This is a genomic window from Microbacterium sp. NPDC078428 (genome assembly GCF_044542535.1).
GTDB classification, from domain to species: Bacteria; Actinomycetota; Actinomycetes; order Actinomycetales; family Microbacteriaceae; genus Microbacterium; species Microbacterium limosum.
Map to the genome: position 1 here is coordinate 388612 of NZ_JBITUP010000002.1, position 24241 is coordinate 412852.

Sequence of the window (24241 nt, forward strand, 5' to 3'; positions counted from 1 at the left end):
GGACGACGTCCCCGCCCGGAAGCCGTCCGGAGTGTCGTCCGCGCCGCGGCTACGGCCGGCGCGAGACCGTGACGACCCGCGGGGCGTCCGCGTCGAGCTCGAGCGTCGTGCGCGAGAGGTCGCCGCACATCGTGTCGGCCCCGCGTCCGCCGACCGGGCGCTCGATCTCGACCTCCCACCAGTGCTCGCGCAGGCCCTCGGCCATGCCCCGGCCCCACTCCACGACGACGACGGAGCCGTCCGCGTCGATGTCGAGGTCGTCGAGCTCGAGGGCGGAGCCCAGCCGGTAGGCGTCGGCGTGGACGAGCGGCGCGCCGCCGGCGAGGGAGGGGTGGGTGCGGGCGATGACGAACGTGGGGCTCTGGATCGGGCCCCGCACCCCGAGTCCCTCCGCGATGCCCCGCGTGAGCGTGGTCTTGCCGGCGCCGAGGGGGCCGGTGAGCACGAGCAGGTCGCCCGCTTCGAGGCCTGCGCCGAGCCGCCGGCCGAGCTCCTCCATCGCCGGGGCGTCGGTGATGTCGTGGCGCCCGAGCAGGGCGTCCGATACGGTCATGACGACGCCTGCCGACGGGGAACCCGGGCGCCGATGCGCGTGACGATCTCGTAGTTGATGGTGCCCGCGGCATCCGCCCAGTCCGTCGCCGCGGGAACGCCCAGCGTGGGGTCGCCGAACAGGACGACCTCGTCGCCGACCGCGACGGGCGTGTCGCCGACGTCCACGACGAACTGGTCCATCGCGATGCGCCCCGCGACCCTCAGGCTGCGGCCGCCGATGGTCACGGGCCCCGCACCGGAGGCCTGCCGCGGGACGCCGTCGGCGTATCCGAGCGGCACGAGCGCGAGCGTCGTCGGACCGGGCGCGCGGTAGTCGTAGCCGTAGGAGACGCCTTGACCCGCGGGGACCCGGCGCACGGCGGCGACGGCGGCACGCAGCGTCATCGCGGGGCGCAGCCCGAGCGCGGCGGACGAGCGATCCGCGAACGGCGAGAGGCCGTAGATGCCGATCCCCAGGCGCACGCAGTTCAGCCGCGCCTCGGGCAGGTCGATCGCGGCGTGGGTGGCGGCGATGTGGCGCAGGGGCGGGGTGAGTCCGGCGGATGCCGCCTCGAGGAGGCCCTCCTGGAAGCGGCGCAGCGCCTCGCGGTCGTCGTCGGCCGAGGCGTTGGAGAGGTGGCTGAAGATGCCGATCACGCGCACCTTGCCTATCCGCTCCAGCCGGGCCGCCTCGGCGAAGACGACGCGCTGCTCGGCGGGCGCGACGCCGTTGCGCCCGAGCCCCGTCTCGATCTTCAGGTGCACGCCGACCGCGCGCTCGCCGGAAGCCGCAGCGGCCGCCTGCAGGAGCTGGTCGATGCTCGAGATGCCGAGCTCGACGTCGGCGGCCGCGGCTTCCGCGAACGACGCGCCGGGGGCGTGCAGCCACGCGAGGATGGGGGCGCGCACGCCCGCGCGGCGCAGCGCGAGGGCCTCGCCGATGTCGGCGACCCCGAGCCGCGTCGCCCCACCCTCGAGCGCGGCGAACGCCGATCGCACCGCGCCGTGGCCGTACCCGTCGGCCTTGACGACGGCGATCACCTCGTCGACGCCGGCGACCCGGCGCAGGTGCCGGGTATTGGCGGCGATCGCGGCGACGTCGACCGTCGCCTCGCGCATGACGCCATCGGGCAGGCGGGTCACGAGCGCTCCTCCCACTCCGCCCCCGAGAACGTGGGCTGGAAGCGCAGGTCGCACGGCGCGGCGCCCGCCGGTGCCGCCGCCTCGGCGACGACGTACGCGGTCGCGAGGCCCGCGTCGTGGCTCATCGAGAGGTGGATGCCCGTGATCCCGCGCGCGGTGACGACATCGGCCGTCGAGCCGGTCAGCGTGAACCACGGGCGACCGGATGCCTCGGGGGTGACCTCGATCTCTGTCCAGTGCACGCCGTCCGAGCCGCCCAGCGCCTTGATGAGCGCCTCCTTCGCCGCGTAGCGGGCGGCGAGCGAGCGGGGCCTGAGCGCCCGCTCCGCCGGCGAGAAGAGCCGCTCGAGGAGGCGCGGGGTGCGCTCGAGGGTCCGCTCGAACCGCGCGATGTCGACGAGGTCGACGCCGATCCCGACGATCATGCGCGCACCCCGATCTCCACGACCTAAACCCTATCCCGGGGCGCCGGGCGGTCACCGCGCGGACGGTCACCGCGCACCGGGCGACGGCGCCTTACTCGACAGTGACCGACTTCGCGAGATTGCGCGGCTGGTCGACATCCAGGCCCTTCGCGGTCGCGAGGGCCATCGCGAAGATGTGCAGCGGCACGACGGCCAGGAGCGGCTCGAAGAGGGGCTCCGCGAGCGGGATGCGCAGCACCTCGTCGGCGAAGGGAAGCACCGCAACGTCCCCCTCCTCGGCGATCGCGATCACGCGGGCACCGCGCGCGCGGATCTCCTGGATGCTCGAGACGACCTTCTTGTGCATGTCGGCCGACGCCCGCGGCGAGGGCACGATGACGAAGACGGGCTGCCCGGGCTCGATGAGGGCGATGGGGCCGTGCTTGAGCTCGCCGGCGGCGAAGCCCTCGGCGTGGATGTACGCGAGCTCCTTCAGCTTGAGCGCGCCCTCGAGGGCGATCGGGTAGCCCACGTGGCGACCGAGGAACAGCACCGATCGGGTGTCGGCCATCCAGTGGGCGAGCTGCTCGATCCGCTCCTGCTCGCCCTCGAGGATGCGGGCGATCTTTCCGGGGATCGCCTCGAGCTCGAGCACCTGCATCGACTCCTCGGTGCCGCTGCGGGCCCATCCGCGCACCCGCGCGATGTGCAGGCCCAGCAGATACAGCGCCGTGATCTGCGCGACGAAGGCCTTGGTGGAGGCGACGGCGACCTCGGGGCCGGCGTGCGTGTAGACGATGGCGTCGGACTCGCGCGGGATCGTCGCGCCCTGCGTGTTGCAGATCGACAGCGTCTTCGCGCCGCGCTCGCGCGCGTACTTGACGGCCATGAGCGTGTCCATCGTCTCGCCGGACTGGCTGATGGAGACGACGAGCGTGCCGGGGTCGAGCACGGGATCGCGGTAGCGGAACTCGTGCGCCAGCTCGACGTCGACGGGGATGCGCGTCCACTGCTCCAGCGCGTACTTGCCCACGAGCCCCGCGTAGGCGGCCGTGCCGCAGGCGATCACGACGATGCGGGAGACGTTCGTGAAGAGCTCGTCCATCCCGTCCAGCTCGGGGATGGCCACGTGGCCGTCGCGCACGCGCCCCCGCAGGGTGTTCGCCACGGCGTCGGGCTCCTCCGAGACCTCCTTGGCCATGAACGACGACCAGCCGCCCTTGTCGGCCGCCGAGGCATCCCACGTCACCTCGAAGGGCTCGACGTCGACGGCCTCGCCGAAGAAGTCGGTGACGGTCACGCCGTCGGGCGTGATCGCGACGATCTGGTCCTGCCCGATCGCGAGGGCCCGGCGCGTGTGCTCCACGAAGGCGGCGACGTCCGAGCCGAGGAAGTTCTCCCCCTCCCCCAGGCCGATCACGAGCGGGGAGTTGCGGCGTGCGCCGACGACCAGCCCGGGGTGATCGCGGTGCATGGCGAGCAGCGTGAAGGCGCCCTCGAGCCGGCCGGCGACGGTGCGGAAGGCCGCCACGAGGTCGCCGCCGTTCGCGCGGTACTCGTGCCCGAGCAGCACCGCCGCCACCTCGGTGTCGGTCTCGCTGCGGAACGTGTACCCCACCGCGACGAGCTCGGCCTTCAGCTCTCCGAAGTTCTCGATGATGCCGTTGTGGATGACGGCGAGCCTGTCGTCGTCGGCCAGGTGCGGGTGCGCGTTGCCGTCGGTGGGCCCGCCGTGCGTCGCCCAGCGCGTGTGCCCGATGCCGGTCGTACCGTCGGCGAGCGGGGCGTTCTCGAGGTCGTCGCGCAGCACGCTGAGCTTGCCGGCCCGCTTGCGCATCCCCAGGTCGCCGTTGTCGTCGATGACGGCGATGCCGGCGGAGTCGTAGCCGCGGTACTCCAGGCGCGCGAGGCCCGAGAGAAGGATGCCCTGGCTCTGCCTGGGGCCGACATATCCGACGATTCCGCACATGCGATCGAGTCTAGGCGGCGGATGCTGGGCGTCTCGTCCGCGCCGCCGGGAGGGCTCGCCGACGGCGCGTCAGAGCTTGCGCAGCAGCACGCGCTCGACGCCGTGCCGCTCGCCCTTCTGCAGGACGAGCGTCGCACGGTGGCGCGTCGGGAGCACGTTCTCGATGAGGTTCGGCATGTTCGTCTCGGTCCAGTAGCCCATCGCCGTGCGCACGGCGGCCTCGTCGTCGAGATGGGCGAACCTGTTGAAGAACGACGACGGGTTGGCGAACGCCCCCGCCTTCAGCGCGAGGAACCGCTCGACGAACCACTGCGCGATGTGCTCGGCGTCGGCATCCACGTAGATCGAGAAGTCGAACAGGTCGGACACGGCCACCTCGTGGGGCGACGGCGGCGGCTGCAGCACGTTGAGCCCCTCCACGATCACGACATCGGGTCGGCGGACGACGACACTGGCATCGGGGACGATGTCGTAGCGCATGTGCGAGTAGAAGGGGGCCCGCACCTCGGGCGCGCCCGCCTTGACCTCCGACAGGAACCTCACCAGGGCCCGTCGGTCGTACGACTCCGGGAAGCCCTTGCGATCCATCAGGCCGCGCCGCTCGAGCTCCGCGTTGGGGAAGAGGAACCCGTCGGTCGTGACGAGCTCGACCCGCGGCGTTCCCGGCCACCGGCTCATGAGCTCGCGCAGGAGGCGCGCGATCGTGGACTTGCCGACCGCCACCGATCCCGCCACGCCCACCACGAAAGGGGTCGTCGTGTCGGGCTCGCGCAGGAAGCGCGCGGTATCGGCGCCCAGTCGCTTCGTCGCGGTGGCGTAGAGGCTCAGCAGCCGCGACAGGGGCAGATAAACCTCGCCCACCTCGGTCAGGTCGAGGCGGTCGCCGAGTCCTCGCAGCTGCACGACCTCCGCCTCGCTGAGGGGCTGGTCGAGCCCCGAGGCCAGGCGCGCCCACTCCGACCGGTCGATCTGACGGTACGGGCTCGTCGCGTCGTCGCGAGGGGCGGATGCCGCGGCGAGCGCCCGCGCGCCTGCCGCGCCCGGGCGATCCGGCTCCGCGAACGCGGTCACGGCGGTCTCGTCGGTGGGCACGGGGCCATGCTAGTGGCGGCACGCGCACGGCCCGGCTCATCGGCCGGTCGACACGACCGAGCCGGATACCCTTGCGGAGTGCGCTTGGGAGTCCTCGACATCGGCTCGAACACCGTCCACCTGCTCGTCGCCGATGCGAGGCCCGGGGGGCGGCCGCTGGCGACCACGAGCCAGCGCACCGTGCTGCGCCTCATGCGATACCTCACGCCGGAGGGCGCCATCAGCGCGGAGGGCGTCTCGGCGCTCGTGAGCGCCGTCATCGAGAGCAGACGCGTCGCGGCAGAAGAAGGCGTCGACGAGCTGCTCGCGACGGCGACGTCGGCCGTTCGCGAGGCTGCCAACGGCGCCGACGTCATCGCCCGCATCGAGGACGCCCTCGGGCAGCCCCTGCAGGTGCTCGGGGGCGAGACGGAGGCCCGGTTCACGTTCCTCGCGGTGCGTCGCTGGTTCGGCTGGTCGGCGGGGCAGATCCTGCTGTTCGACATCGGCGGCGGCTCGCTCGAGATCGCCTCGGGCGCCGACGAGCTCCCGGATGCCGCGGCATCCGTGCCCCTCGGTGCGGGCCGCATGACGATCGAGTACCTGCCGCAGGACCCGCCCTCGGCGGATCAGATCGACACCCTGCGGCGGCACGCCGCCCGCACGCTCGCGCCGGTGGCGGAGCGCTTCTCGTCCGAGCCCCGGCCCGACCACGTCGTCGGCTCGTCGAAGGCGATCCGCTCGCTCGCGAAGCTGGCGGGGTACCCGGTTCCGGGGTGGTCGGGCATCGAGCGGATGGTGCTGCCCCGCCGCGAGCTGAAGGCCTGGATCCCGCGCCTGGCCCGCATCCCCGCCGAGGCGCGCCAGGAGCTGCCGGGCATCACCCCCGACCGCACCTTCCAGATCGTGGCCGGCGCGGTGGTGCTGCACCAGGCCATGAAGGCGATGGACGTCGAAGAGCTCGAGGTGAGCCCGTGGGCGCTTCGCGAGGGAGTGCTGCTGCGCTACATCGAGTCCCTCACGTGGGGGTAGGACGCCCCCCTGCCCGTCGTCGCTACAGGGCGAGGCGCTCCCGCACGACGGCGGCCAGCGCGTGCGCGTGACGGCGGGCGTCATCCTCGGATGCCGCCTCGACCATGACCCGCACGAGGGGCTCCGTGCCGGAGGGGCGCAGCAGCACCCGACCGGTGTCGCCGAGCTCGGCGGTCGCGGCGGCCACGGCACCCGCGACGCCCTCGTCGGCGCTCGCGCGGGAGCGGTCGACGTCCTTCACGTTCACGAGCACCTGCGGGTACACCGTCATGATCTGCGCGAGCTCGGCGAGAGACCGCTGCTGCCGCGCCATCTCCGCGACCAGGTGGAGCCCCGTCAAAAGCCCGTCGCCCGTCGTGGCGTGGTCGCTCATGATGACGTGACCCGACTGCTCGCCGCCGAGCGAGAACCGGCCGGCGTTCATGCGCTCGAGCACATAGCGGTCCCCGACCGCGGTCTGCTCGACGCGGATGCCGCGCTCGGCCATCGCCCGGTGCAGGCCGAGGTTGCTCATGACCGTCGCCACGAGGGTGTCGCCCGCCAGCAGCCCGCGGCCGTGCATCGACGCGGCGAGGATCGCCATGATCTGGTCGCCGTCGACGACCTTGCCCGCGGCATCCACCGCGAGGCAGCGGTCCGCGTCGCCGTCGTGCGCGATGCCCACGTCGGCGCCGTGCGCGATGACGGCGCGCGCCAGGGCGTCGAGATGCGTGGAGCCCACGCCGTCGTTGATGTTCAGCCCGTCGGGGTCGGCGCCGACGACGATGACGTTCGCACCCGCGTCGCGGAAGGTCTCGGGCGAGACGCCGGACGCCGCGCCGTGCGCGCAGTCGAGGACCACCGTGATGCCGTCCAGGCGCACGTCCAGCGACGCGAGCAGATGCACGACGTAGCGGTCCTCTGCATCGGAGAACCGGGTGATGCGACCGACGTCGGCGCCCGTGGGCTGGAGCTTGGGGCCCGTCATCGCCGCCTCGATGCGCTGCTCTACCTCGTCGGGGAGCTTGACACCGCCCCGGGCGAAGATCTTGATGCCGTTGTCGGGGGCGGGGTTGTGGGATGCCGACACCATGACGCCGAAGTCGGCGTCGCGATCGGCGATGAGGAAGGCGAGCGCGGGGGTGGGGAGCACGCCCGCCTCGAGCACGTCCACCCCGGAGGAGGCCAGGCCCGCCGCGACGGCGGCCGTGAGGAACTCCCCGGAGATGCGCGGGTCGCGCGCGACGACCGCCGTGGGGCGCTTGCCCGAGGCGCGACGCGCCTCGGCGGTACGGCCCTGGCCCAGGACGACGGCGGTCGCCTGGGCCAGGGTGAGTGCGAGATCGGCGGTGAGGGGGCCGTTGGCCAGCCCCCGCACGCCGTCCGTGCCGAAGAGCGGCATGGGGACGGGCCGCCCGATCAGCGCTTGGAGTACTGCGGGGCCTTGCGGGCCTTCTTGAGACCGGCCTTCTTGCGCTCCTTCACGCGCGCGTCGCGCGAGAGGAAGCCGGCCTTCTTGAGCGTCGGTCGGTTGTGCTCCGCGTCGATCTCGTTGAGGGCGCGGGCGATGCCCAGGCGCAGCGCGCCGGCCTGACCCGAGGGGCCACCGCCCGAGATGCGCGCGATGACGTCGTACGCACCGGCGAGGCTCAGGACCGTGAAGGGGTCGTTGATCAGCTGCTGGTGCAGCTTGTTCGGGAAGTAGTCCTCGAGCGTGCGCCCGTTGACCGTGATGGTGCCCGAACCGGGAACGAGGCGCACGCGGGCGATGGCCTGCTTGCGGCGGCCCACGGCGGCGCCGGGCACCGAGAGCACGGGGCGCTCGGAGACGGCGGCGGCGGCCTCGGCCGGCGTTTCGGTCGAGTAGTTCTGGGGGAGGTCGGTGTTTTCGGAGATCTTCGCCACGAGTGTGTCCTTAGTCTGGGCGGCGCTTACTGGGCGACCTGGTCGAAGGTGTAGGTCTGGGGCTGCTGCGCGGCGTGCGGGTGCTCGGCACCGGCGTACACCTTCAGCTTCGACAGCTGCTGGCGGCCCAGGCTGTTCTTCGGGAGCATGCCGCGCACCGCCTTCTCGACGGCGCGGACCGGGTTCTTCTCGAGGAGCTCGGCGTAGGAGACCGCCTTGAGACCGCCCGGGTAGCCCGAGTGGCGGTAGGCCATCTTCTGCTGGAGCTTCTGGCCCGTCAGTGCGACCTTGCCGGCGTTGACGATGACGACGAAGTCGCCCGAGTCGATGTGGTTGGCGAAGGTCGCCTTGTGCTTGCCGCGAAGAAGGGCGGCGGCGTGGCTGGCGAGGCGACCGAGCACGACATCGGTCGCGTCGATGACGATCCAGTCACGCTGGACCTGCCCGGCCTTGGGGGTGAAAGTGCGCGTCACAGTAGTGCTGCTTTCTTGATTCGAACGGAGGAGTTCGTGAATCCCGCTCCGGGGTGCTTCTCGGACGACTGCCCGCGAAGACGCCAGTGGAGGGCTCACGTTCGCGGTGCCGGCCAGCAGGGGCCCGGGCACCAAAGACCCAGACTAGTCGTTGAGGCCGGGATTCGCCAACCGGCCGCCTCGCCGCCGCACGCGGGCGGCCGCCGACCCGCATAACATCTATGCGTGAGACCGCGACGCTTCGTGCGCCCTTCCCGCCGTGCCCGCTCCCGGCGTCGGCTGTGGTGGGTGATCGGCGGTGTCGCGGCGTTCGCCGTCGTGATCGTCGGTATCGTCGCGACCGTCAAGGTTTCGCACGAGCTCGCCGCATCGCCACCCGCGGTGGGGACGCGCATCGCCGTTCCCGCCGATTCGAAGGCGGCCCGGGCCGCGGCATCCACGTCCGACCCGGAGGAGAAGGCCGCCGCGCAATTCCTCGCCGCCCAGCCCACCGCATACTGGCTCACGCCGGAGGAGACGCCGCCCGGCTCCGCGGGGCAGCACGTGCAGGACCTGATCGAGTCCAGCCGCGAGCAGGACGCCGCGCTCGTCCTCGTCGTCTACGGACTCCCGGAGCGCGACTGCGGCAACTTCTCCGCGGGTGGGCTCTCGCCCGAGGCGTACACGGAATGGATCGAGGAGATCGCGGGGCCGCTGCACGCGGCAGGCGATGTGCGCAAGATCGTCATCGTCGAGCCGGACTCGCTCGCCCTGGCGCCCGAGTGCGGCAATCTCGATCAGCGGCTTCCGGAACTGCGGATGGTCGTCGACCGCCTGGCGTCGACCAACACCTGGCTGTATCTCGACGGCGGACACTCCAACTGGCTTCCCGCGTCCGAGATGGCGGAGCTGATCTCCGCGGTGGGCGTGCAGGACGCGGTGCGCGGGTTCGCCACCAACGTCTCGAACTTCCAGGCGGATGCCGACGAGTTCGCGTATGCGCGCGAGCTCTCGTCGCTGCTGGGCGGCGCTCACGCCGTCATCGACAGTTCGCGCAACGGGGCGGGGTCCACCGGCGAGTGGTGCAACCCGGCGGGCCGCCTCATCGGCGAGGCTCCGGGGACCTTCGGGGACGACGTGGTCGACACCAATCTGTGGATCAAGCCGCCCGGCGAGAGCGACGGCGAGTGCAACGGCGGGCCGGGCGCGGGGCAGTGGTGGCCGGATGCCGCGAAGGAGCTGACCCGCGAGGCACGCTGAGAGATCGACGGTCACCTTTGGACGAGCAGCCGGCACCGCACGCTGCCGCTGTGACGGATGTGGCAGAATGACGCTCGACCCAGACCGGGCCGGCTTCCCCAGGGCCGCGCTCGTCCATTTCCCGGGGCCGCGGGGGGCTGCCATGCCGGAGACTTCACAGCGCGAGACCGCCGTCATCGTCGAGGACGATCCGGATGTCCGCCACCTGCTCGTCGAGGTTCTCGAGGCTGCGGGGTTCTCGACGGTATCCGTCGGCAACGGCATCGACGGCATCCGGGCGGTGCAGTCCTACCAGCCCCTGATCACGACGCTCGACGTGCACATGCCCGGCATCGACGGGATCGAGGCCGCGCGCCGTATCCGCGCCTGCAGCGACACCTACATCATCATGATCTCGGGACTCGAGGACGAGGCCGACGTGCTGATGGGCCTCGGGGCGGGGGCCGACGACTACATCACGAAGCCGTTCCGTCCGCGGGAGTTCCGTGCGCGCATCGACGCGATGCTGCGCCGGCCGAGGGCGACGATCACCTCCGCGCCCCCTCCCCGGCAGCAGGAGCGGTCGGGTCCGTCCTTCCCCGGTGCGCGCCCCGTCACCCACGGATGGGTGCCCTCGCCCGGCCACGGCGAGCAGCACCCGCCGGCCGCCTACGCGGCCGCCCACCCCGATCCCGCGTACGCACCGTACGGCCCGCCGCCGCAGGGCTACCCCGCCTACGGGGCCGCTCCGGCGACCTTCGCACCCGCCATCGACCCGCCCGCGACGCCCGAATCGTCGCAGGCCGCCGCTCCCGCGCCTTCGACGCCCGGCGCCGAGGTCGGACCCGTCGCCCCGACGGCGACCGAGACGCCGGCGATCTGGATGGCCCACCGCGGTCTCCAGCTCAACCCCGAGTCGCGCATCGTGCTCCTCGACGGGGCCGAGGTGGAGCTGACACGCACGGAGTTCGAGCTTCTTGCGACCCTGCTCGAGTCGCGCCGCCGCGTGCGGAGCAAGGCCGACCTCACCCTCGTCCTGCGCGGCGAGTCCTACGTCACGTCCTACTACGTCGGTGAGGCCGACAAGCGGGCCGTCGAGGCGCACATGACGAACCTGCGCCGCAAGCTCGGAGACAACCCCACGAGCCCCCGCTTCGTCGAGACGGTACGCGGCGTCGGATACCGACTGACGGCCGAGTCCGAGGCGCCCGCCGTCTGAGCGACGCGACCACGCACGCGCACCGACCACGGCGAAGGGCCGGATGCCGTGGCATCCGGCCCTTGATGACGACTTCGGCGGTTCCCCCCAAGCCCCGATCGCGAGGCTTCCCCCTCCGCGCGATCGACGGCCCCGACGAGCGCCGTCATCCCGTGTGGCCGCTGAGCGGCCGGACGATCCCCCTTCGCCCGGCCGCCTTCGACCGCGTGCGCGTCATACGCGGTATCCGTACTGACGTCGCACGAGTTTGAAGAACATGAAGAGCGTCTGCACGACCGTCACGATCGCCAGCACCGGCCAGCCGACCGCGAGGATCGCCGACTGCACACCGGTGCCGAGCAGAGACCAGATCACGCCGATCGCGATGACGACTCCGATGCCGACGAACAGCGGGGCCCAGTGCGCGAAGCCGCCGCCCTTCTCGGCCTTGGCCTGAGCAGCCCAGTTGTCCACCTTCTTGCGGGACAGGAAGCTCGTCCACGCGCGGAGGAAGTGGCTGATGCGCACCCACATGTAGAGCTCCGCAGGGATCCCGGTGGCCGCGAAAAGGATGTCCCGCTTCGTCTTGTCCTGCATCGTCATCGCGACGCGGACGTTCAGCAGGACGGCGATGACGGGCGGGATGAGCCACAGCGGCGAGAAGACGAACGCCCCGATGGAGAGCGACCCGACCAGCAGGAAGATGAAGGCGACGCGCACGACGATGTTCGTGAGCATCGACAAGTTCTCGAACCAGCGCAGACGCAGGTTGGGGTGGAAGGGCTGCCCTTTCGTGTCGCCGCGCTGACCGGGCCACATGAGCTCGACGGCGCCGTAGGTCCACTTGACCTGCTGCGCATCGAGCGCCCGGAGAGTCGTCATGCCGCCCACGTCGGCGTGCGCGAACGGGCTGATCTTCGTGAGGTACCCGGCGCTCTTGATCTGCAGCGACAGCAGCGAGTCCTCCACCTCGGAGTCGCGCACCCAGGGCGTGTTCTGGTGGTTCTCGCGCATCACATCGCGCAGGGCCTTCGTCGCGAAGATCGAGAACTGGCCACCCAGCACGGCCATGTTCCGCCCGCGCAGGAGGTTCTGCATGTTGAACGCCGCGAACTGCGTGCGCTGGCCGGCGATGAGGAACTGCGCGACCAGGCCCTTGATGGGGGCGTCGTCGATCGAGTAGATCGCGGAGATGCCGCCGATGCGGGAGTCCGCGAGGATCTCGCTCTCGAGGTATTCCACCGCCCTGTTGTCGGCGGTGGTGTCGCCGTCCACGCCGAGCAGGTAGTCGTAGCCCTCGACGAGCGAATAGCCGTAGTTGAGCGCACCGACCTTCTTGTCGGGGTTCTTGCCGATGTCGTGGATGAAGACCTCGGTGAACTGGTCGCCGAGCTCCGTCGTGATCTCGTGCGGCCCGGCGAATCTCGACGCCTCGCGCACAGTGCCGTCGGAGGTGTTGTTGACGACGACGTGGATGACGTCCGGCACCCGCGTCTGACGGAGCAGCGACTCGAGGACGGCCGCGATGGACTCCTCCTCGTTGTAGGCGGGGATCACGCAGCCGATGGTGGAACGCGAGGTGGAGGTCGCCTCGAGCACCTCGGCGAAGTCGTCGGGGAAGTGCTGCGCCGGAACGGGCGCGGGCTCGGGTTCGATGGGAGCCACGACGCGGCGGCCGGCCCGCCCCATGGTGCCGGTGCCGGAGCCGGGGCGTGCGGGTGCGGCGCCGGGGCGGCTGACCCCCGGATACTGACCCTGTGCGGTGTGTGCGGCGTGCACGGTTCCCCCTTGCTGAGCGGGCCGAGCGGCCCGGAGTGGTGGACGGACGACCCGGTTCGGGCTCCGGATCGTCCGCCTCGGGAAGAGTGTGGCGAACGCACCGCAAGTTCGCGTCTTGCGCCCCGCATGGTTGGCGCAAGATTTGCGCAAGAAATGCTGAAGTCAGCTCCGACCAGGGAAAAAAGAGAGGGACGGATGCCTCGGCATCCGTCCCTCTCGGCGTCGGTCACTCCTCGGCGAAGATCGCCACCGGCACCGACTGGTACACGGTCTGCTGCGAGAAGCTCGCATCGTCGTTCGCCGCGCCCTCCACCCATACCGTCAGGGCGAAGTTGAGCGTGATGCCGATGGTGTCGGCGGGCAGCTGCTGAATGGGCGTCTCGGGGACGAGCAGGCCGCCCTGGAAGGTGTTCAGGAGAAGACCTCGATCAGAGCGCAGCGTGTCGGAGGGCACGAGGGTGCGGGGGTCGGCCATGAACTGGAACGGGGACGTCGACGAACCCGATTCCTGCGCCGTGGCCGACGTGATCGAGATCTGCGAGAGATACACGCGACGCTTGTCGGTGAGCACGGCTCGTTCGCTCACGCGGTTGTCGACGGCGTTGACCGCGAAGCCGAACACCTTCTCGCCGGTGGGGGACCATTCCATCGTGCGCCGGGGATCGACGGCCCAGACATCCAGATCGATCTCCAGTTCGTCGCCGACGGAGCTGGAGAGGCTCACGGAGCCCTCGTAGCTGAACTCGGAGTCGAACGGGATCTCGGGCGTGGGCGACGAGGTCGGAGTCGCGACGGTCGCGGGCTCGTCGCCCGCGATCATCTCCCGCACCTGCGCACACCCCGAGGCGGCGAGGGTGGCGGCGAGGATCGCGGCGATCAGGGCGGCGCGGCGTGCGGGGCGCGGGAAGACGGACGAGACCATGGGGACGAGGTCCTCTCGGGGTGCCGTGGGAGGCGAATGGGGAAGGCTGCGCGTGACGCGGTGTCGAGAACCGTTATCACATCTCGCGCCGGTGAGCGCGATCGTACCTCATCCTCCCATAGGCTTTGCTCGTGACCGTCGCGCCCGCAGACGCCCGCGACGATCCCCCTCCCGCCGGAGGTCCGGCCCCCGCATCCCGCCCCGAGGACCGAACGAGGACGATCATCAGCCCTTCCGCCGCGCAGCCGCCGACAGGAGAGATCGGCGTCCCCTCCTCCCGCACGCGCTCCGCGTGGCAGCTGCAGCTCATCCTCGGCCTCGGGATGCTGATCGTCGTCTTCGCCGTCCTGACGCTGCAACCGGAGATCCTCGCCACATGGACCTTCACCCTCGGGCTGGCGATCCTCATCCTCACGACCGCGGCGACGCTCACGATCCCCTGGCAGCGCCTGCCGCCGGCGGCGCTCCTCTCCGTCCCGCTGATCGACATCGTCGCCATCGCCCTCCTCTCAGAGGGCAACGACAGCGCCATCCGGACGCTGTGGCTCATCCCGATCATGTGGATCGCGTCGTTCTTCCGAGCCTCGGCGACCGTCGCCGCGCTCGCACTCGTGGGCATCGCCATGATCGCCACGGCCCCCGGCGGGAACCCGTTCGAGGTCGGACTCCTGCGGTTCCTGACGATCATGGTGGGCTTCACCCTCGTCGCCATCGTCGCCGCGAACGCCGGGCAGCAGACGCGCGCCTTCAAGCGCCTCCTGCGCCGTCAGGCGTCGCGGCTGACGGACACCCTCGCGCGCGTGCTGGCCCACGAGCAGCAGCTCTCGCTCGTCCTCAACTCGGTCGACGTCGGAATCGCCCGGCTCTCCGCGGCCGGCGACGTCACCTTCGCAAACGACACCTATCGCGCGCTGTTCGAGCTTGACAAGACGGCCCCCGGAGCCCCCCACCCCGCAGTCCAGTATTCGGAGTTCCGTGGCTCCAGCATCCCCGCCGGCGCAGCCCCCCTTGCGAGGGCGGCCGCGGGCGAGGAGTTCCACGACCTTCGCACGTGGCTGTTCGACTCGCGAGGGCAGTGGCATGCACTGTCCACGGATGCGAGGCGCCTGCGGGGCGCACCCGACGAAGGGGACGGCGCGATCGTGATCGTGAAGGACATCACGACGATGCTGCAGGCCGAGCGCGCCCGCGACACGATCGCCAGCACCGTCTCGCACGAGCTCCGCAATCCCCTCACCGCCGTTCTCGGCTACGCCGACATGGCGCTCGACGACACCGACCTCCGCCCCGCCCCCCGCCGGCAGTTCGAGATGATCCAGGGCGCCGCCGAGCGCATGCAGCACCTGATCAACGACCTGCTGCGCGGCGCATCGGATGCCGCGGCGCTGCAGCCGGGACCGGCCGGGCACGAGACGTGCGACTTCGCGCGCATCTGCCGCGAGTCGGTCACGTCCTTCGCGCCGTGGGCGGCCGAACGCGGCGTGAGCGTGAACGTGACGGGTCCGCACCCCCTCCCGGTGATCGGCGACGAGTTCCAGCTCCGGCAGGTCGTCGACAACCTCGTCAGCAACGCCATCAAGTACAGCCACCGCAACGGTCGCGTGACGCTCTCCCTGCGGGTCGTCGAATCCGCCGCCCAGCACAGGATCGTGCTCGTGATCGCCGACGACGGGATCGGCATCGCGCCGGCCGACGTCGAGCGCATCTTCGATCCGTACTTCCGGGCGCAGGAGGCGAGCGACGGCGACGAGACGGGCACGGGCCTCGGCCTCTCGATCGTGCGCGACATCGTGCGCGAGCACGGCGGCGACATCACCGTGCGATCGGAACCGGGCATCGGCACAGAGATGACGGTGCGCCTGCTGCCCGGCGACGACGCCGGAGGAGGAGCCCCGGGGGGCGCCGACGCCGCGGAGCACCGCTCATGATCCCGCACGACGGGATCACCTTCGGCACCGCTCAGATGAGCGTCGTCACCGTGTGCGCGATCCTCGTGATCGGGCTCGGCTTCACCACGCGACCCTCCCGCGCCTACCTGCTCTGGGCCTTCGCGTTCCTCCTGGCCCTGCTGTCCTCGTACGCGAGCATCGCCGCGGAGCTGGACGAGCACAACGAGCCTCTCCGGGTCTTCGCGCTCGGCCTGCTGCTGGGAGTCCCCCCTCTCCTGTGGTCGGGACTGCGCGCCCAGCGGGATGTACGCGCCTACGGCTGGGTGGGGCCGCTCGCCGCCGTGGTCTTCGGCACGCTGCTCGCCGCCGCGTCCTCGGGAGAGCTCTACCCGATCGCCTTCCGCAGCGCGTTCCTGTGCTCCGGGGTCTTCGCGGCGCTCTGCGCGTGGGAGCTGCGGCTCGGGCGGCGGCGACGCTCCCGGTTCGCACTGCCGATGCTCATCGCCTCCGTCGCCTACGCCGGGGTCGCGCTGATCGGGTTCTCGGCCGGCATCGTGGTGATCGTGTCCGGCATTACCGACGATCTGACGGCCACCCGCGCGCTGAACAACCTCGGCGTGATGGTCTACTCCATCTGCGTCACCGTGACGATCCTCACCCTTAGCAACGATCGGCGCGGGGCGGGGTCGATCTCGAGCGACCCGCGATCCGTGCCGACCTTCTCCGCCGTGGCGTCAGACCGGCTCGAGCGCGCGCGTGCTCGGCGGGAGAGGTCCTGGAGCGTCGTGAGCCTGCGATTCGACGATGTCGACGACATCCGAGACGCCGCCGGCGAAGCGGGGTTCCGCAGCATCCAGGCGCGTCTGTCGAATGGATTCCTCGACCGTATCGGCGCCGACGCCGACCTCGCGCGAGGCGGCGACGGGGTGCTGGTCGCCCTCATCCCGGCCGCTCCCGCTTCCGTGCGCCGCACCCTGCACGCGCTCCTCGACGACATCGCGGACACGCGAGAGGATCTCCCCCTCAGCGTCCGCCTCACCGCGAGCGCCGGGCTCGTGGGTGTGGAGAGCGCGGGCTACGACCTGGAGGACCTCGAGCACGCCGCGCACGAGGCCCGGCGCAGCGCCTTCCAGGCCGGCGGCAACCGCGTCGCCGTCGCCGAGGCCGCCGTGGATCGCTGACGGGGTCGACCCTGCCCCCCGGCGCGGGTCGACCCCGCCCGACCCCCGTAGACGGTCAGCGCACGACCGCCGTAACCGTCGGGAGCCGGGCCAACACCTCCTCGCTGACGGATCCGAGCAGGAATCGCGCGAAGGCGCCGCGGCCGTGGCTGCCGAGCACGACGAGCTCCGCGGACCTCCCCCGCGCGGCGATCACGCTCGCGGGAAACCCGCTCTCGACCACGCGGCGAACCCGCAGATCGGGATAATCGCTCGCGAGGCCGGCGAGGGCGACCGCCTGCATCTCCTCCGTGGCGGTCTGCATGTTCGCGAGGTAGTCCTCCGGGTACGTCGAGAACCCCAGCGGCACCGCGAGGGGGGACCACACGCTGACCGCGATGAGCTCCGTACCGCGACGGTCCGCCTCCGCGGCCGCGAAGGCCAGGGCGGCCTCGGACACCTCCGACCCGTCGATGCCGACCACGACGCCGATGCGCTCCCCCGGCTCGAGCTCGGGCACGACGACGACGGGGCAGTGGGCAGCAGCGACGATGCGGATGCCGCGGCGACCGCGAAACGGTCCGCCGACGCCGCGGTAGTCGCTGCCGATGACGAGCAGTGCGGCATCCGAGGACGCCGCGATGAGGATCTCGACGGGATTGCCGCGCTCGAGGCGCGTCGTCACGACGACGCCGTGCTCGCGCACGCGCGCCGCTTCGCGCCACAGCAGCTCCTCGGCGTGCTCGAGCGCCGTGTCGACGACGGCCCCCTCGCCGATCACCCCGATCGCCCCGCCGACGACGGCGACCAGTTCGATCGTCGCGCCGCGTTTCCGGGCCCATCCGGAGGCCCATTCCACGGCCCGGTGGGATGCCGCGGCATCCTTGACCCCGACGACGAGCTTCGCGTCCATGGCGACTCCTTTGTTCTCTTGGGACGGTACCCCGCGAGAGCGCGCCCGTGAAGGGGGGAGAGCCGGAGAAAACGCCGCCTACGCGAGCAGCGTCCCCACCGTCGCCAACGCCACCCAGGAGGCGTTGAAGATCGCGTGGGTCAGGACCGCGCCCCAGATGCGCCCCGTGAGGACGACGAGCAGGCCGCACGTGAGGCCGACGAGCGTGTAGGCCGCCGCATCATCCCACGCCAGCGCACCCGAGAGCGTGTGCGCGACGACGAAGAGCCCGGTCGTCGTGATCACGGCGACGAATCCCGCGACCGCCCCGCCGAGGGCCCGGCGCGCGACGGAGTAGATCGCGATCAGAAGCACCGCGCGGAAGAAGAACTCCTCGAGCACGGGCGAGATGACGACGGGGGCGAGGAGATCGCCGAACCACCACGACGCGGGGAGAGCGCCGTCGATCGTCGGGTAGGCGGGGAACGGGGTGACCCCACCCGCCGCCGCCTGATCCAGCCACCCCTGGCACACGCGCAACGACACCCCGAGGACGACGCCGTAGAGGATATCGACCCCGCGCAGCCTCAGCAGGCCGCGCGGACGCGACCGTCGCAGCGCGAGGACGATCGGCGCGAGCATGCCCGCCCAGACGGCGACCGCGGCGAGCGTGCGGCCTGCGGGAGTGGGCGCGGCCGCGAGGATCGCCGCCGAGGCGAGCGTGCCGATCGCGAAGGAGATCATCGCCCAGCCCAGCAGGTCGTAGCCCCACCGCTGCACGCTCGAGCCGCCCTCGAACCAGAGCCGTCGGCGGGTCCGTGCCCGCCCGCGTGACGCGCCCTTCTCGTCCGGTGCGGCGACCTCGCGGGCAGCTGTGTCACTCGAGGTCACAGGTGCATCACTAGACTCGGGTGCCACGAGCCCACGTTACCGGGAGAGGCCCATGATCGAGCTGCTCACGGTGTGCACCGGCAACGTCGCCCGTTCACCCCTCGCCGAGGTGCTGCTGCGCGCCCGCCTCCGGGGCCTCGGCATCCGGGTGACGAGCGCCGGGACCCGTGCGCTCATCGGCCACCCCATGACGCTCGAGGCGCAGGTCCTCGCGGAGGCCGCGGGAGCGCGCGCGGCGGATGCCGAGGCGCATCGCGCGCGGCTGCTCACGGAGCGCGAACTGGCGGCGCCGGCGCTCGTGCTCGCTATGGCCCGCGAGCACCGGCGCGCCGCGGTGGAGCTGGCTCCGCAGAAGCTGCGCTCCACCTTCACGGTGCGAGAATTCGCGCGGCTGGCGGCGACCGTTCCGGACGACGCCCTCGTGGCCGCGCTCGAGGGCCTCCACGACCCCTCGGACCGACTGCGGGCGGCGCTTTCGCTCGTCTCCGCGGCGCGCAGCGCCTCCGCTCCTCCCGACGATCCCGAGGATGACGACGTCGTCGACCCTTATCGCCGCTCCCACCGCACGTACGACCTCGCGGCAGCGCAGCTCACCCCCGCGATCGACGAGGTCGCGCGGGTGCTGCGGATCGTCGCCGGCCGCGCCTGAGCCACGGCATCCCTCGCTCGCCCCGAACGGCCGGTCGACGCGGCCCGCACCCACCCCCTGCGACGACCGAACGCGGCCGGCGTGCGGCGCGTGCGTTGCCGCCGAGGACGGCGCGCCGCTAACGTCGGCACTGGCGCCACCCCACGCCGAACAGGAGGGAACCCGCATGTCCGACTCGACCAACTACCCCCCGCCGCCCGCAGACGGCACTCCGCCCCCGCAGCAGCCGGCCCCCGGCGCCTATCCGCCGCCGCCGGCGTACACCTCGCCGAACCCGGACGCCCCGGTGCCCGGCAGGACCCTCGGCATCGTCGCGTTCATCCTTTCGTTCTTCGTCCAGCTCGTCGCGCTGATCCTCGGGATCGTCGCCCTCGTGCAGAGCCGGAAGGCGGGCGCGAAGAACGGCTGGGCCGTCGCCGCGATCATCGTGAGCGCGATCCTCATGGTCATCGGCATCATCGTCGGGATCGTCCTCATCGGCGTCGCGGTGGGGGCCGCCGAGGAGTTCGCGCGTCTGTGCGCGGATCTCGGCCCCGGCCAGCACACGCTCGACAACGGCGTCACGATCACCTGCGGCTGACCCTGCCGCAGCTGCACCGTCAGGGTGCGAGCCGCTGCACGCCCACACCGATCACATAGGCCGCCGCTCCCGCGCCGATCAGCAGCAGCGTGATCGTCACGAGACCCAGCGCCATGCCGTCGATCGGCAGCTCACCGGTGCCGGTGAGCCCTTCATGGGCTCGCCGGTACCGTGCGGCGGCACGAAGGTATCCCCCGGCCGCGGCGGCGACGCCCAGGATGCCGAGCACGGCCGCCGCGACACCGATCGTCTCCCCGGCGAACCTGACGGCGACGGCGCTGGCCACGGCGAGCGCGAGGCAGGTCCGTCGCCACGCGAGGAGCGTGCGTTCGGGCTGCAGGCCCGGGTCGAACGGCATGTGGGAGGGCGTGGTCACCAGAAGAACCCGAGGGTGAGCAGAACGACGCCGACGATCACTCCGCCGACGATCGCAACGCCCGTGCTCGGCGCGGGCAGGGGGCGGTTCTCCCGGAGCGCCTGCTCCGTGCGCGCCCACCCGATCCACGCCTGGATCGCGGCGAGGACGCCCAGGAGGACGAAGACGATCGCCGACGCGAGGCGGAATCCCGGCGAGATCGGCACCTGCAGCGCCTCGAGGGCGACGCCCGCCGCCAGGAGCGCCAGCGACGTGCGGACCCAGGCAAGGAACGTCCGCTCGTTCGCCAGGCTGAAGCGGGGGTCCGGCTCGGATCCGCGCGCGTAGACCGATCGGGGGAAGCGGTTCGACATCGTTCCGACCCTACCGCGCGCGCATAGGCTGGTCGGGTGTCCGCAGATGTGCCCTCCCCCGCCGGTCTTCCCGCCTCAGCGGGGGGTGCCGGCGACGAGGCCGACCGGAAGGCGCCGGTGAACGAGGTCTCGCTCGAGGCGTCGACGAGCGCCGCCGACTTCCGCACCGTCGGCCGGTGAGCGGGGTCCTATGAGCGCCGGTGAACTCGGCTTCGGCGCGTGGGTGCTGCTGGCGATCGGCGCCGTCACGGTGGGCATCGGCAAGACCGCGATGCCCGGGGCCACGACGGTCGCCGTCGCGATCTTCGCGAGCGTCCTCCCCGCCCGCAACTCCACGGCCGTGCTGCTCGTCCTCCTGCTCGTGGGCGACGTGTTCGCCCTGCTGGCGTACCGGCGCCACGCCGACTGGCCGACCCTGCTGCGGCTCGCTCCCGCGGTGGTCGCGGGCCTCGTCGTCGGCGCCCTCTTCCTCGCCTTCGCGGATGACGGCGGCGTGCGGCGCGTGATCGGGGTCATCCTCCTCGCCCTGATCGCGCTCACCCTCTGGCAGCGACGGCGAGGATCGGCATCCATTCCGAGCGAACGGTCGCGACACGCCGCGGGCACCGATGCGGACACGGCGAGTCGCGACCGTTCGCGGCCCGTGCCTGCGGCGCGTACCGCGGCCACCGTCGGGTACGGTGCCGCGGCGGGCTTCACGACGATGGTCGCGAACGCGGGCGGGCCCGCGATGTCGATGTATTTCCTCGCGGCCCGCTTCCCCGTCAAGGCATTCCTCGGCACCGCCGCGTGGTTCTTCGCGATGGTCAACGTGGCCAAGCTGCCGTTCGCCATCGGGATCGGTCTGCTCACGCCCGCGGGGCTCCTGATCGACCTCCTGCTCGTTCCGGGCGTCCTGGTAGGAGCACTCATCGGCATCCGTGCGGCAGGGCGGATGTCGCAGCAGCTGTTCGAGCGCATCGTGATCGTCCTCACCGTCCTCGGCGCGGTGTATCTGCTCGTCGGCTGAGGCGGAGGCAGCCGACCGCGATCGAGATGAGGGTTCTCTCATCCCCGACCCGAACCCGGCCGAACGCTGACAGAATAGGACCTTCGGGAGGGATCGCTGACGCTCCACCCACCATCCGCTGCTGGGGAGCACACCGTGGGGACACATCGTCGGGCCGTCATGGCCGCAGACCGCACCGAACGAATGACGAGCGCATGAGACGCCACGTCGGGCTCGTCGCCAGCCAGGTCATCGGCCAGCTCGCCCTGGTCGCCGTCATCCCGATCCTCACGCGGGTGTTCTCGCCCGCCGAGCTGGGCGTGTACCAGGTGGCGTTCGCCATCGCGTTCATCCTGCTTCCCCTCGCGACGCTGCGGATGGAATACATCGTCCCCACCACGCTCTCGCACGACCTGGTGCGCCGGCGGCTTTCGCGGGCGACGGCCGTCACGCTCGGGCTGTCGATCACGGTGGCGGCAGCGGGTTTCGTCGCGCTCGAGTCGGGCGCGGGTGAGGCATCCCGAACCCTCCTCATGATGGGGCTGCTGATACCCGCCCTCGGACTTCCCGTCCTCGACGGCGCCCGGCTGATCCGACGCGGCGCCCGCCGCGCCCTGGCCGTGCGCAACCTCGTCGGCGGCGTCGCCGGCGCCGCGCTGCAGGCGACCTTCGCCCTGTCGGGCGCCGACGTGACGACGCTTCCGATCGCCCTGCTGGCCGGTCGGGTGATCGGCATCGCCGCTTCCCGGCTGGTGAAGGATGCCGCGGGAGCCGACGACGGCGCGTCGGGTCGCGATCAGCGGTACGGGCCCGTCCGGGCCGCCACGACGATCGCCGCCGGCACGCTCTCCGGGGTCACGCTGCAGGGGCTGACCGTGATCGCGGGGTTCGGCCTCGGCACGGCGGCCGCGGGACAGGTCGGCGTCGCGCAGCGCGTGGCAGGGACCCCCATCGGTCTGGCCGGGCAGGCGCTCGCCCAGACGACGCAGCTGAGCTTCGGCGGCATCATCCGGGAGCAGCGGCCGGTGCTGAGAGCCTCGCTGTCGGCGCATATCCGGGTGTTCCTGACGCTCGGCATCCTGCTCGGCATCGCTCTCGCCATCGGAGGACCGCTGCTGGCGGCGCCCGTGCTCGGTCCGGAGTGGGCGCCGGCCGGCGTCCTGATCGCGGTGCTCGGGCTGCCCGCCGCGCTTCAGGTGGCCGTCTCGCCGACCGATCCCCTCTTCGTCATGCTCGGACGCGAGCGGCGCCTCCTCGCCCTGCAGGCCACCCGCGCGGTCGTCACCTGGACGGCCGGCCTCGCGGTGGCGGCGCTGACGGGCGATCTGCTGGCGTCGGTCTTCGCCTTCGCACTGGCCTGGACCTTCGCCTACGCGCTGTCGCTGACCTTCGTCCTCCGGGCCGCCCACGACTTCGACCGCGAGCACGCCCACAACGCGGCGCCCGTGCAGCGCGTGGTGTTCGCGGCGATGACCGGCGACTATCCGAACATCGGCGACGCCGTCATCCGGCGCGAGGCGATGGACTGGCTCGATGGGCTGGGCCGGCCCCAGGTCTTCGTAGGCCGCGCACCCCGCATGTGGATCGATCAGATCGGCGCCGCCGACGCCGACCTCTACCGCGGCCGGGACGGGTTCCTGCGGTGGATCGGTCGCATCGCGGCCACCCGGGCTCCGGTCGTGCTGTTCGAGCCGGGCGAGGTGCAGCTGGAGCTGCGGCACACCCTGCGCGAAGCGGTCTTCCTCGCGGTGAGCCTCCTCATCCGCGCACGGGGCGGGACGATCGTCTACGCGCCTCGCGCCATCGCACGACCGAGCGGTCCCGCCCTCGCGGTGTACCGCCTCTCGATGCGACTCGCGACCGTCGTCCCGCTGCGCAACCAGAGATCGCTCGATCTCATCGGCGGTGGAGTCCACAGTCCCGACATCGGATTCGGACGCCGCGGCCGCGCCGAGGCGACCGCACGACGCGACACGCTCGTCGTGAGCCTGCGCGGGGCTCGTGCGTTCCCGACGGATGCCTGGATCGCGGCGGTGCGGTCGGTGGCCGCCCGTCACGACCTACACCTGGTGACACTCGCACAGGTGCGCTCCGACGAGGCTCGCGCCGCCGAGCTCGCGCACGCGCTCGATGCCGAGCACGTGAAGTGGGGCGACGCCGACGACCTCTCGCACGAGCGCCGGCTGCTCGGGCTGTACGGCCACACCCGTCTGGTCCTCTCCGACCGCCTGCACGTGCTCATCCTCGCCGCCGTCGAGGGCGCGATCCCGCTCGAGCTCGTCGCCAATCCCAGCGGGAAGGTCGCGTCCCACTTCGCTCAGGTCGGCGTCACCGGTGTCAGCGTCGACGCGGATGCCGCATCATCCGCTGTTCTCTCTGAAGCGCTCGAGACCGCACTCGCCCGGTCGGCCGCACAGCTGCGACAGCCCCTCCTCGCCGCCGCGGAGCGGGTCGCGGGGGTGCGCGCCGATGCCCGTGCGGCGCTGTCGGCTTCGCCGTCCGAGGAATCGGCGGCCGAGTCCGTCCTCAGCGGGTGAGGGCTTCCCAGTCCACCTCGACGGCGCCGGGCACGGTGCGCGAGATGCGGGCGGGCGCCATGTCGCCCTCTCGCGGCCAGCGGCGTCGGGGGAAGACGACGGCGGTCTCGATGACGGCGGTCTCGAGCCCGTGGGCTTGCGCGAGGAGCGTCAGTCTGCACTCCTGATAGCGGGCCGTCCCCTCGGGCATCGAGGCCCCAAGCACGCGCACGGTACCCCTCGCCGCACCGGCGAAGGGATCGCGCGTGATGCGCTCGAGCTGCTCCACCGCCTCCTCGGCCCACTCCTCCACGCGCCCG

The 24241-nt window shown here is 71.8% G+C and carries 25 protein-coding genes; 10 read left to right on the top strand and 15 right to left on the bottom strand.

Features of this window, described 5'->3' with window-relative positions; all coding sequences use genetic code 11:
• Nucleotides 1-49: 49 nt before the first annotated feature.
• From tsaE to coaA, 5 genes are all read right to left on the bottom strand, one after another.
• A complete protein-coding gene (gene tsaE / locus ACIGCK_RS06040; RefSeq protein WP_330170321.1) occupies nucleotides 50-553 on the bottom strand; it encodes a tRNA (adenosine(37)-N6)-threonylcarbamoyltransferase complex ATPase subunit type 1 TsaE in 504 nt (167 codons plus the stop codon).
• A complete protein-coding gene (alr, locus tag ACIGCK_RS06045) occupies nucleotides 550-1677 on the bottom strand; it encodes an alanine racemase (RefSeq protein WP_396664606.1) in 1128 nt (375 codons plus the stop codon). Before alr ends, tsaE begins: the two co-directional genes overlap by 4 nt.
• Nucleotides 1674-2102 (bottom strand): holo-ACP synthase, encoded by a 429-nt coding sequence (locus tag ACIGCK_RS06050; RefSeq protein WP_396664608.1) that lies wholly within the window; start codon nucleotides 2100-2102, stop codon nucleotides 1674-1676. Before ACIGCK_RS06050 ends, alr begins: the two co-directional genes overlap by 4 nt.
• Nucleotides 2103-2193: 91 nt before the next feature.
• Complete coding sequence (glmS, locus tag ACIGCK_RS06055) at nucleotides 2194-4050, bottom strand: glutamine--fructose-6-phosphate transaminase (isomerizing) (protein ID WP_396664610.1); 1857 nt, start codon at nucleotides 4048-4050, stop codon at nucleotides 2194-2196.
• A 69-nt stretch (nucleotides 4051-4119) separates the two neighbouring features.
• Complete coding sequence (gene coaA / locus ACIGCK_RS06060; protein WP_396664611.1) at nucleotides 4120-5142, bottom strand: type I pantothenate kinase; 1023 nt, start codon at nucleotides 5140-5142, stop codon at nucleotides 4120-4122.
• Nucleotides 5143-5220: 78 nt separating this feature from the next.
• On the opposite strand from coaA, the gene ACIGCK_RS06065 reads away from it, so the two are divergent.
• On the top strand, nucleotides 5221-6153 hold the full coding sequence (locus ACIGCK_RS06065; protein ID WP_396664613.1) for a Ppx/GppA phosphatase family protein: 933 nt from the start codon (nucleotides 5221-5223) through the stop codon (nucleotides 6151-6153).
• 22 nt (nucleotides 6154-6175) lie between these two features.
• Here the strand turns inward: ACIGCK_RS06065 and glmM are convergent, their stop codons facing one another.
• From glmM to rplM, 3 genes are read right to left on the bottom strand one after another with little or no spacing between them, the layout of a single operon-like run.
• Nucleotides 6176-7534: a phosphoglucosamine mutase gene (glmM, locus tag ACIGCK_RS06070; protein WP_396664615.1), complete on the bottom strand. Its 1359-nt coding sequence runs from the start codon at nucleotides 7532-7534 to the stop codon at nucleotides 6176-6178.
• A 17-nt stretch (nucleotides 7535-7551) separates the two neighbouring features.
• On the bottom strand, nucleotides 7552-8028 hold the full coding sequence (gene rpsI / locus ACIGCK_RS06075; RefSeq protein ID WP_396664723.1) for a 30S ribosomal protein S9: 477 nt from the start codon (nucleotides 8026-8028) through the stop codon (nucleotides 7552-7554).
• A gap of 35 nt (nucleotides 8029-8063) precedes the next feature.
• Nucleotides 8064-8510 (bottom strand): 50S ribosomal protein L13, encoded by a 447-nt coding sequence (gene rplM, locus ACIGCK_RS06080; protein WP_330170329.1) that lies wholly within the window; start codon nucleotides 8508-8510, stop codon nucleotides 8064-8066.
• Between the two features lie 225 nt (nucleotides 8511-8735).
• Here rplM and ACIGCK_RS06085 point away from each other — a divergent pair, with 225 nt between their 5' ends.
• Nucleotides 8736-9749, top strand: coding sequence for a glycoside hydrolase family 6 protein (locus tag ACIGCK_RS06085; protein ID WP_396664616.1), 1014 nt, complete (start codon nucleotides 8736-8738; stop codon nucleotides 9747-9749).
• 142 nt (nucleotides 9750-9891) lie between these two features.
• The gene (locus tag ACIGCK_RS06090; protein ID WP_396664618.1) at nucleotides 9892-10947 is read left to right on the top strand and encodes a response regulator transcription factor; all 1056 of its coding nucleotides are present in this window, start codon (nucleotides 9892-9894) and stop codon (nucleotides 10945-10947) included.
• Nucleotides 10948-11160: 213 nt separating this feature from the next.
• Here ACIGCK_RS06090 and ACIGCK_RS06095 read toward each other — a convergent pair whose 3' ends face one another.
• Nucleotides 11161-12705, bottom strand: a complete 1545-nt coding sequence (locus ACIGCK_RS06095; RefSeq protein WP_396664620.1) for a glycosyltransferase family 2 protein — start codon at nucleotides 12703-12705, stop codon at nucleotides 11161-11163.
• A gap of 226 nt (nucleotides 12706-12931) precedes the next feature.
• Entirely contained in the window at nucleotides 12932-13627 is a 696-nt protein-coding gene (locus ACIGCK_RS06100) for a fructose 1,6-bisphosphatase (RefSeq protein WP_396664622.1), read from the bottom strand.
• Between the two features lie 131 nt (nucleotides 13628-13758).
• Between ACIGCK_RS06100 and ACIGCK_RS06105 the strand changes: the two genes are divergently transcribed.
• Nucleotides 13759-15555 (top strand): ATP-binding protein, encoded by a 1797-nt coding sequence (locus ACIGCK_RS06105; RefSeq protein ID WP_396664624.1) that lies wholly within the window; start codon nucleotides 13759-13761, stop codon nucleotides 15553-15555.
• A complete protein-coding gene (locus tag ACIGCK_RS06110; RefSeq protein ID WP_396664626.1) occupies nucleotides 15552-16697 on the top strand; it encodes a hypothetical protein in 1146 nt (381 codons plus the stop codon). Before ACIGCK_RS06105 ends, ACIGCK_RS06110 begins: the two co-directional genes overlap by 4 nt.
• A 55-nt stretch (nucleotides 16698-16752) precedes the next feature.
• On the opposite strand, the gene ACIGCK_RS06115 is transcribed toward ACIGCK_RS06110, so the two are convergent.
• Nucleotides 16753-17589: a universal stress protein gene (locus ACIGCK_RS06115; protein ID WP_396664628.1), complete on the bottom strand. Its 837-nt coding sequence runs from the start codon at nucleotides 17587-17589 to the stop codon at nucleotides 16753-16755.
• A gap of 78 nt (nucleotides 17590-17667) precedes the next feature.
• Entirely contained in the window at nucleotides 17668-18459 is a 792-nt protein-coding gene (locus ACIGCK_RS06120; RefSeq protein WP_396664630.1) for a lysostaphin resistance A-like protein, read from the bottom strand.
• Nucleotides 18460-18511: 52 nt separating this feature from the next.
• Between ACIGCK_RS06120 and ACIGCK_RS06125 the strand changes: the two genes are divergently transcribed.
• Entirely contained in the window at nucleotides 18512-19108 is a 597-nt protein-coding gene (locus ACIGCK_RS06125) for a low molecular weight phosphatase family protein (protein ID WP_396664631.1), read from the top strand.
• Nucleotides 19109-19274: 166 nt separating this feature from the next.
• Nucleotides 19275-19688: a DUF4190 domain-containing protein gene (locus ACIGCK_RS06130; protein WP_396664633.1), complete on the top strand. Its 414-nt coding sequence runs from the start codon at nucleotides 19275-19277 to the stop codon at nucleotides 19686-19688.
• A gap of 19 nt (nucleotides 19689-19707) precedes the next feature.
• Here ACIGCK_RS06130 and ACIGCK_RS06135 read toward each other — a convergent pair whose 3' ends face one another.
• Together ACIGCK_RS06135 and ACIGCK_RS06140 are read right to left on the bottom strand one after the other, a co-directional pair.
• On the bottom strand, nucleotides 19708-20064 hold the full coding sequence (locus tag ACIGCK_RS06135; protein ID WP_396664635.1) for a DUF202 domain-containing protein: 357 nt from the start codon (nucleotides 20062-20064) through the stop codon (nucleotides 19708-19710).
• Nucleotides 20061-20417 (bottom strand): YidH family protein, encoded by a 357-nt coding sequence (locus ACIGCK_RS06140; RefSeq protein WP_396664637.1) that lies wholly within the window; start codon nucleotides 20415-20417, stop codon nucleotides 20061-20063. The genes ACIGCK_RS06135 and ACIGCK_RS06140 overlap by 4 nt, the downstream gene beginning before the upstream one ends.
• Before the next feature lie 36 nt (nucleotides 20418-20453).
• Here ACIGCK_RS06140 and ACIGCK_RS06145 point away from each other — a divergent pair, with 36 nt between their 5' ends.
• From ACIGCK_RS06145 to ACIGCK_RS06155, 3 genes are all read left to right on the top strand, one after another.
• The gene (locus ACIGCK_RS06145; protein WP_396664639.1) at nucleotides 20454-20597 is read left to right on the top strand and encodes a hypothetical protein; all 144 of its coding nucleotides are present in this window, start codon (nucleotides 20454-20456) and stop codon (nucleotides 20595-20597) included.
• Nucleotides 20598-20607: 10 nt separating this feature from the next.
• Nucleotides 20608-21426: a sulfite exporter TauE/SafE family protein gene (locus ACIGCK_RS06150; RefSeq protein ID WP_396664641.1), complete on the top strand. Its 819-nt coding sequence runs from the start codon at nucleotides 20608-20610 to the stop codon at nucleotides 21424-21426.
• A gap of 194 nt (nucleotides 21427-21620) precedes the next feature.
• Nucleotides 21621-23942, top strand: coding sequence for a hypothetical protein (locus tag ACIGCK_RS06155; protein ID WP_396664643.1), 2322 nt, complete (start codon nucleotides 21621-21623; stop codon nucleotides 23940-23942).
• On the opposite strand, the gene ACIGCK_RS06160 is transcribed toward ACIGCK_RS06155, so the two are convergent.
• The gene (locus ACIGCK_RS06160) at nucleotides 23932-24234 is read right to left on the bottom strand and encodes a hypothetical protein (RefSeq protein ID WP_396664645.1); all 303 of its coding nucleotides are present in this window, start codon (nucleotides 24232-24234) and stop codon (nucleotides 23932-23934) included. The two genes, ACIGCK_RS06155 and ACIGCK_RS06160, sit on opposite strands and share 11 nt — an antisense overlap.
• Between the last annotated feature and the right edge of the window lie 7 nt (nucleotides 24235-24241).

Excerpts from the sequence above, each read along its gene's own strand:
- ACIGCK_RS06125 (WP_396664631.1), top strand. The coding sequence starts at position 18,512 with ATGATCGAGCTGCTCACGGTGTGCACCGGCAACGTCGCCCGTTCACCC.
- ACIGCK_RS06130 (WP_396664633.1), top strand. The coding sequence starts at position 19,275 with ATGTCCGACTCGACCAACTACCCCCCGCCGCCCGCAGACGGCACTCCG.
- ACIGCK_RS06100 (WP_396664622.1), bottom strand. The coding sequence starts at position 13,627 with ATGGTCTCGTCCGTCTTCCCGCGCCCCGCACGCCGCGCCGCCCTGATC.
- ACIGCK_RS06090 (WP_396664618.1), top strand. The coding sequence starts at position 9,892 with ATGCCGGAGACTTCACAGCGCGAGACCGCCGTCATCGTCGAGGACGAT.
- ACIGCK_RS06110 (WP_396664626.1), top strand. The coding sequence starts at position 15,552 with ATGATCCCGCACGACGGGATCACCTTCGGCACCGCTCAGATGAGCGTC.
- glmM (WP_396664615.1), bottom strand. The coding sequence starts at position 7,534 with ATGCCGCTCTTCGGCACGGACGGCGTGCGGGGGCTGGCCAACGGCCCC.
- ACIGCK_RS06150 (WP_396664641.1), top strand. The coding sequence starts at position 20,608 with ATGAGCGCCGGTGAACTCGGCTTCGGCGCGTGGGTGCTGCTGGCGATC.
- ACIGCK_RS06115 (WP_396664628.1), bottom strand. The coding sequence starts at position 17,589 with ATGGACGCGAAGCTCGTCGTCGGGGTCAAGGATGCCGCGGCATCCCAC.
- ACIGCK_RS06140 (WP_396664637.1), bottom strand. The coding sequence starts at position 20,417 with ATGTCGAACCGCTTCCCCCGATCGGTCTACGCGCGCGGATCCGAGCCG.
- glmS (WP_396664610.1), bottom strand. The coding sequence starts at position 4,050 with ATGTGCGGAATCGTCGGATATGTCGGCCCCAGGCAGAGCCAGGGCATC.
- ACIGCK_RS06155 (WP_396664643.1), top strand. The coding sequence starts at position 21,621 with ATGAGACGCCACGTCGGGCTCGTCGCCAGCCAGGTCATCGGCCAGCTC.
- tsaE (WP_330170321.1), bottom strand. The coding sequence starts at position 553 with ATGACCGTATCGGACGCCCTGCTCGGGCGCCACGACATCACCGACGCC.
- ACIGCK_RS06050 (WP_396664608.1), bottom strand. The coding sequence starts at position 2,102 with ATGATCGTCGGGATCGGCGTCGACCTCGTCGACATCGCGCGGTTCGAG.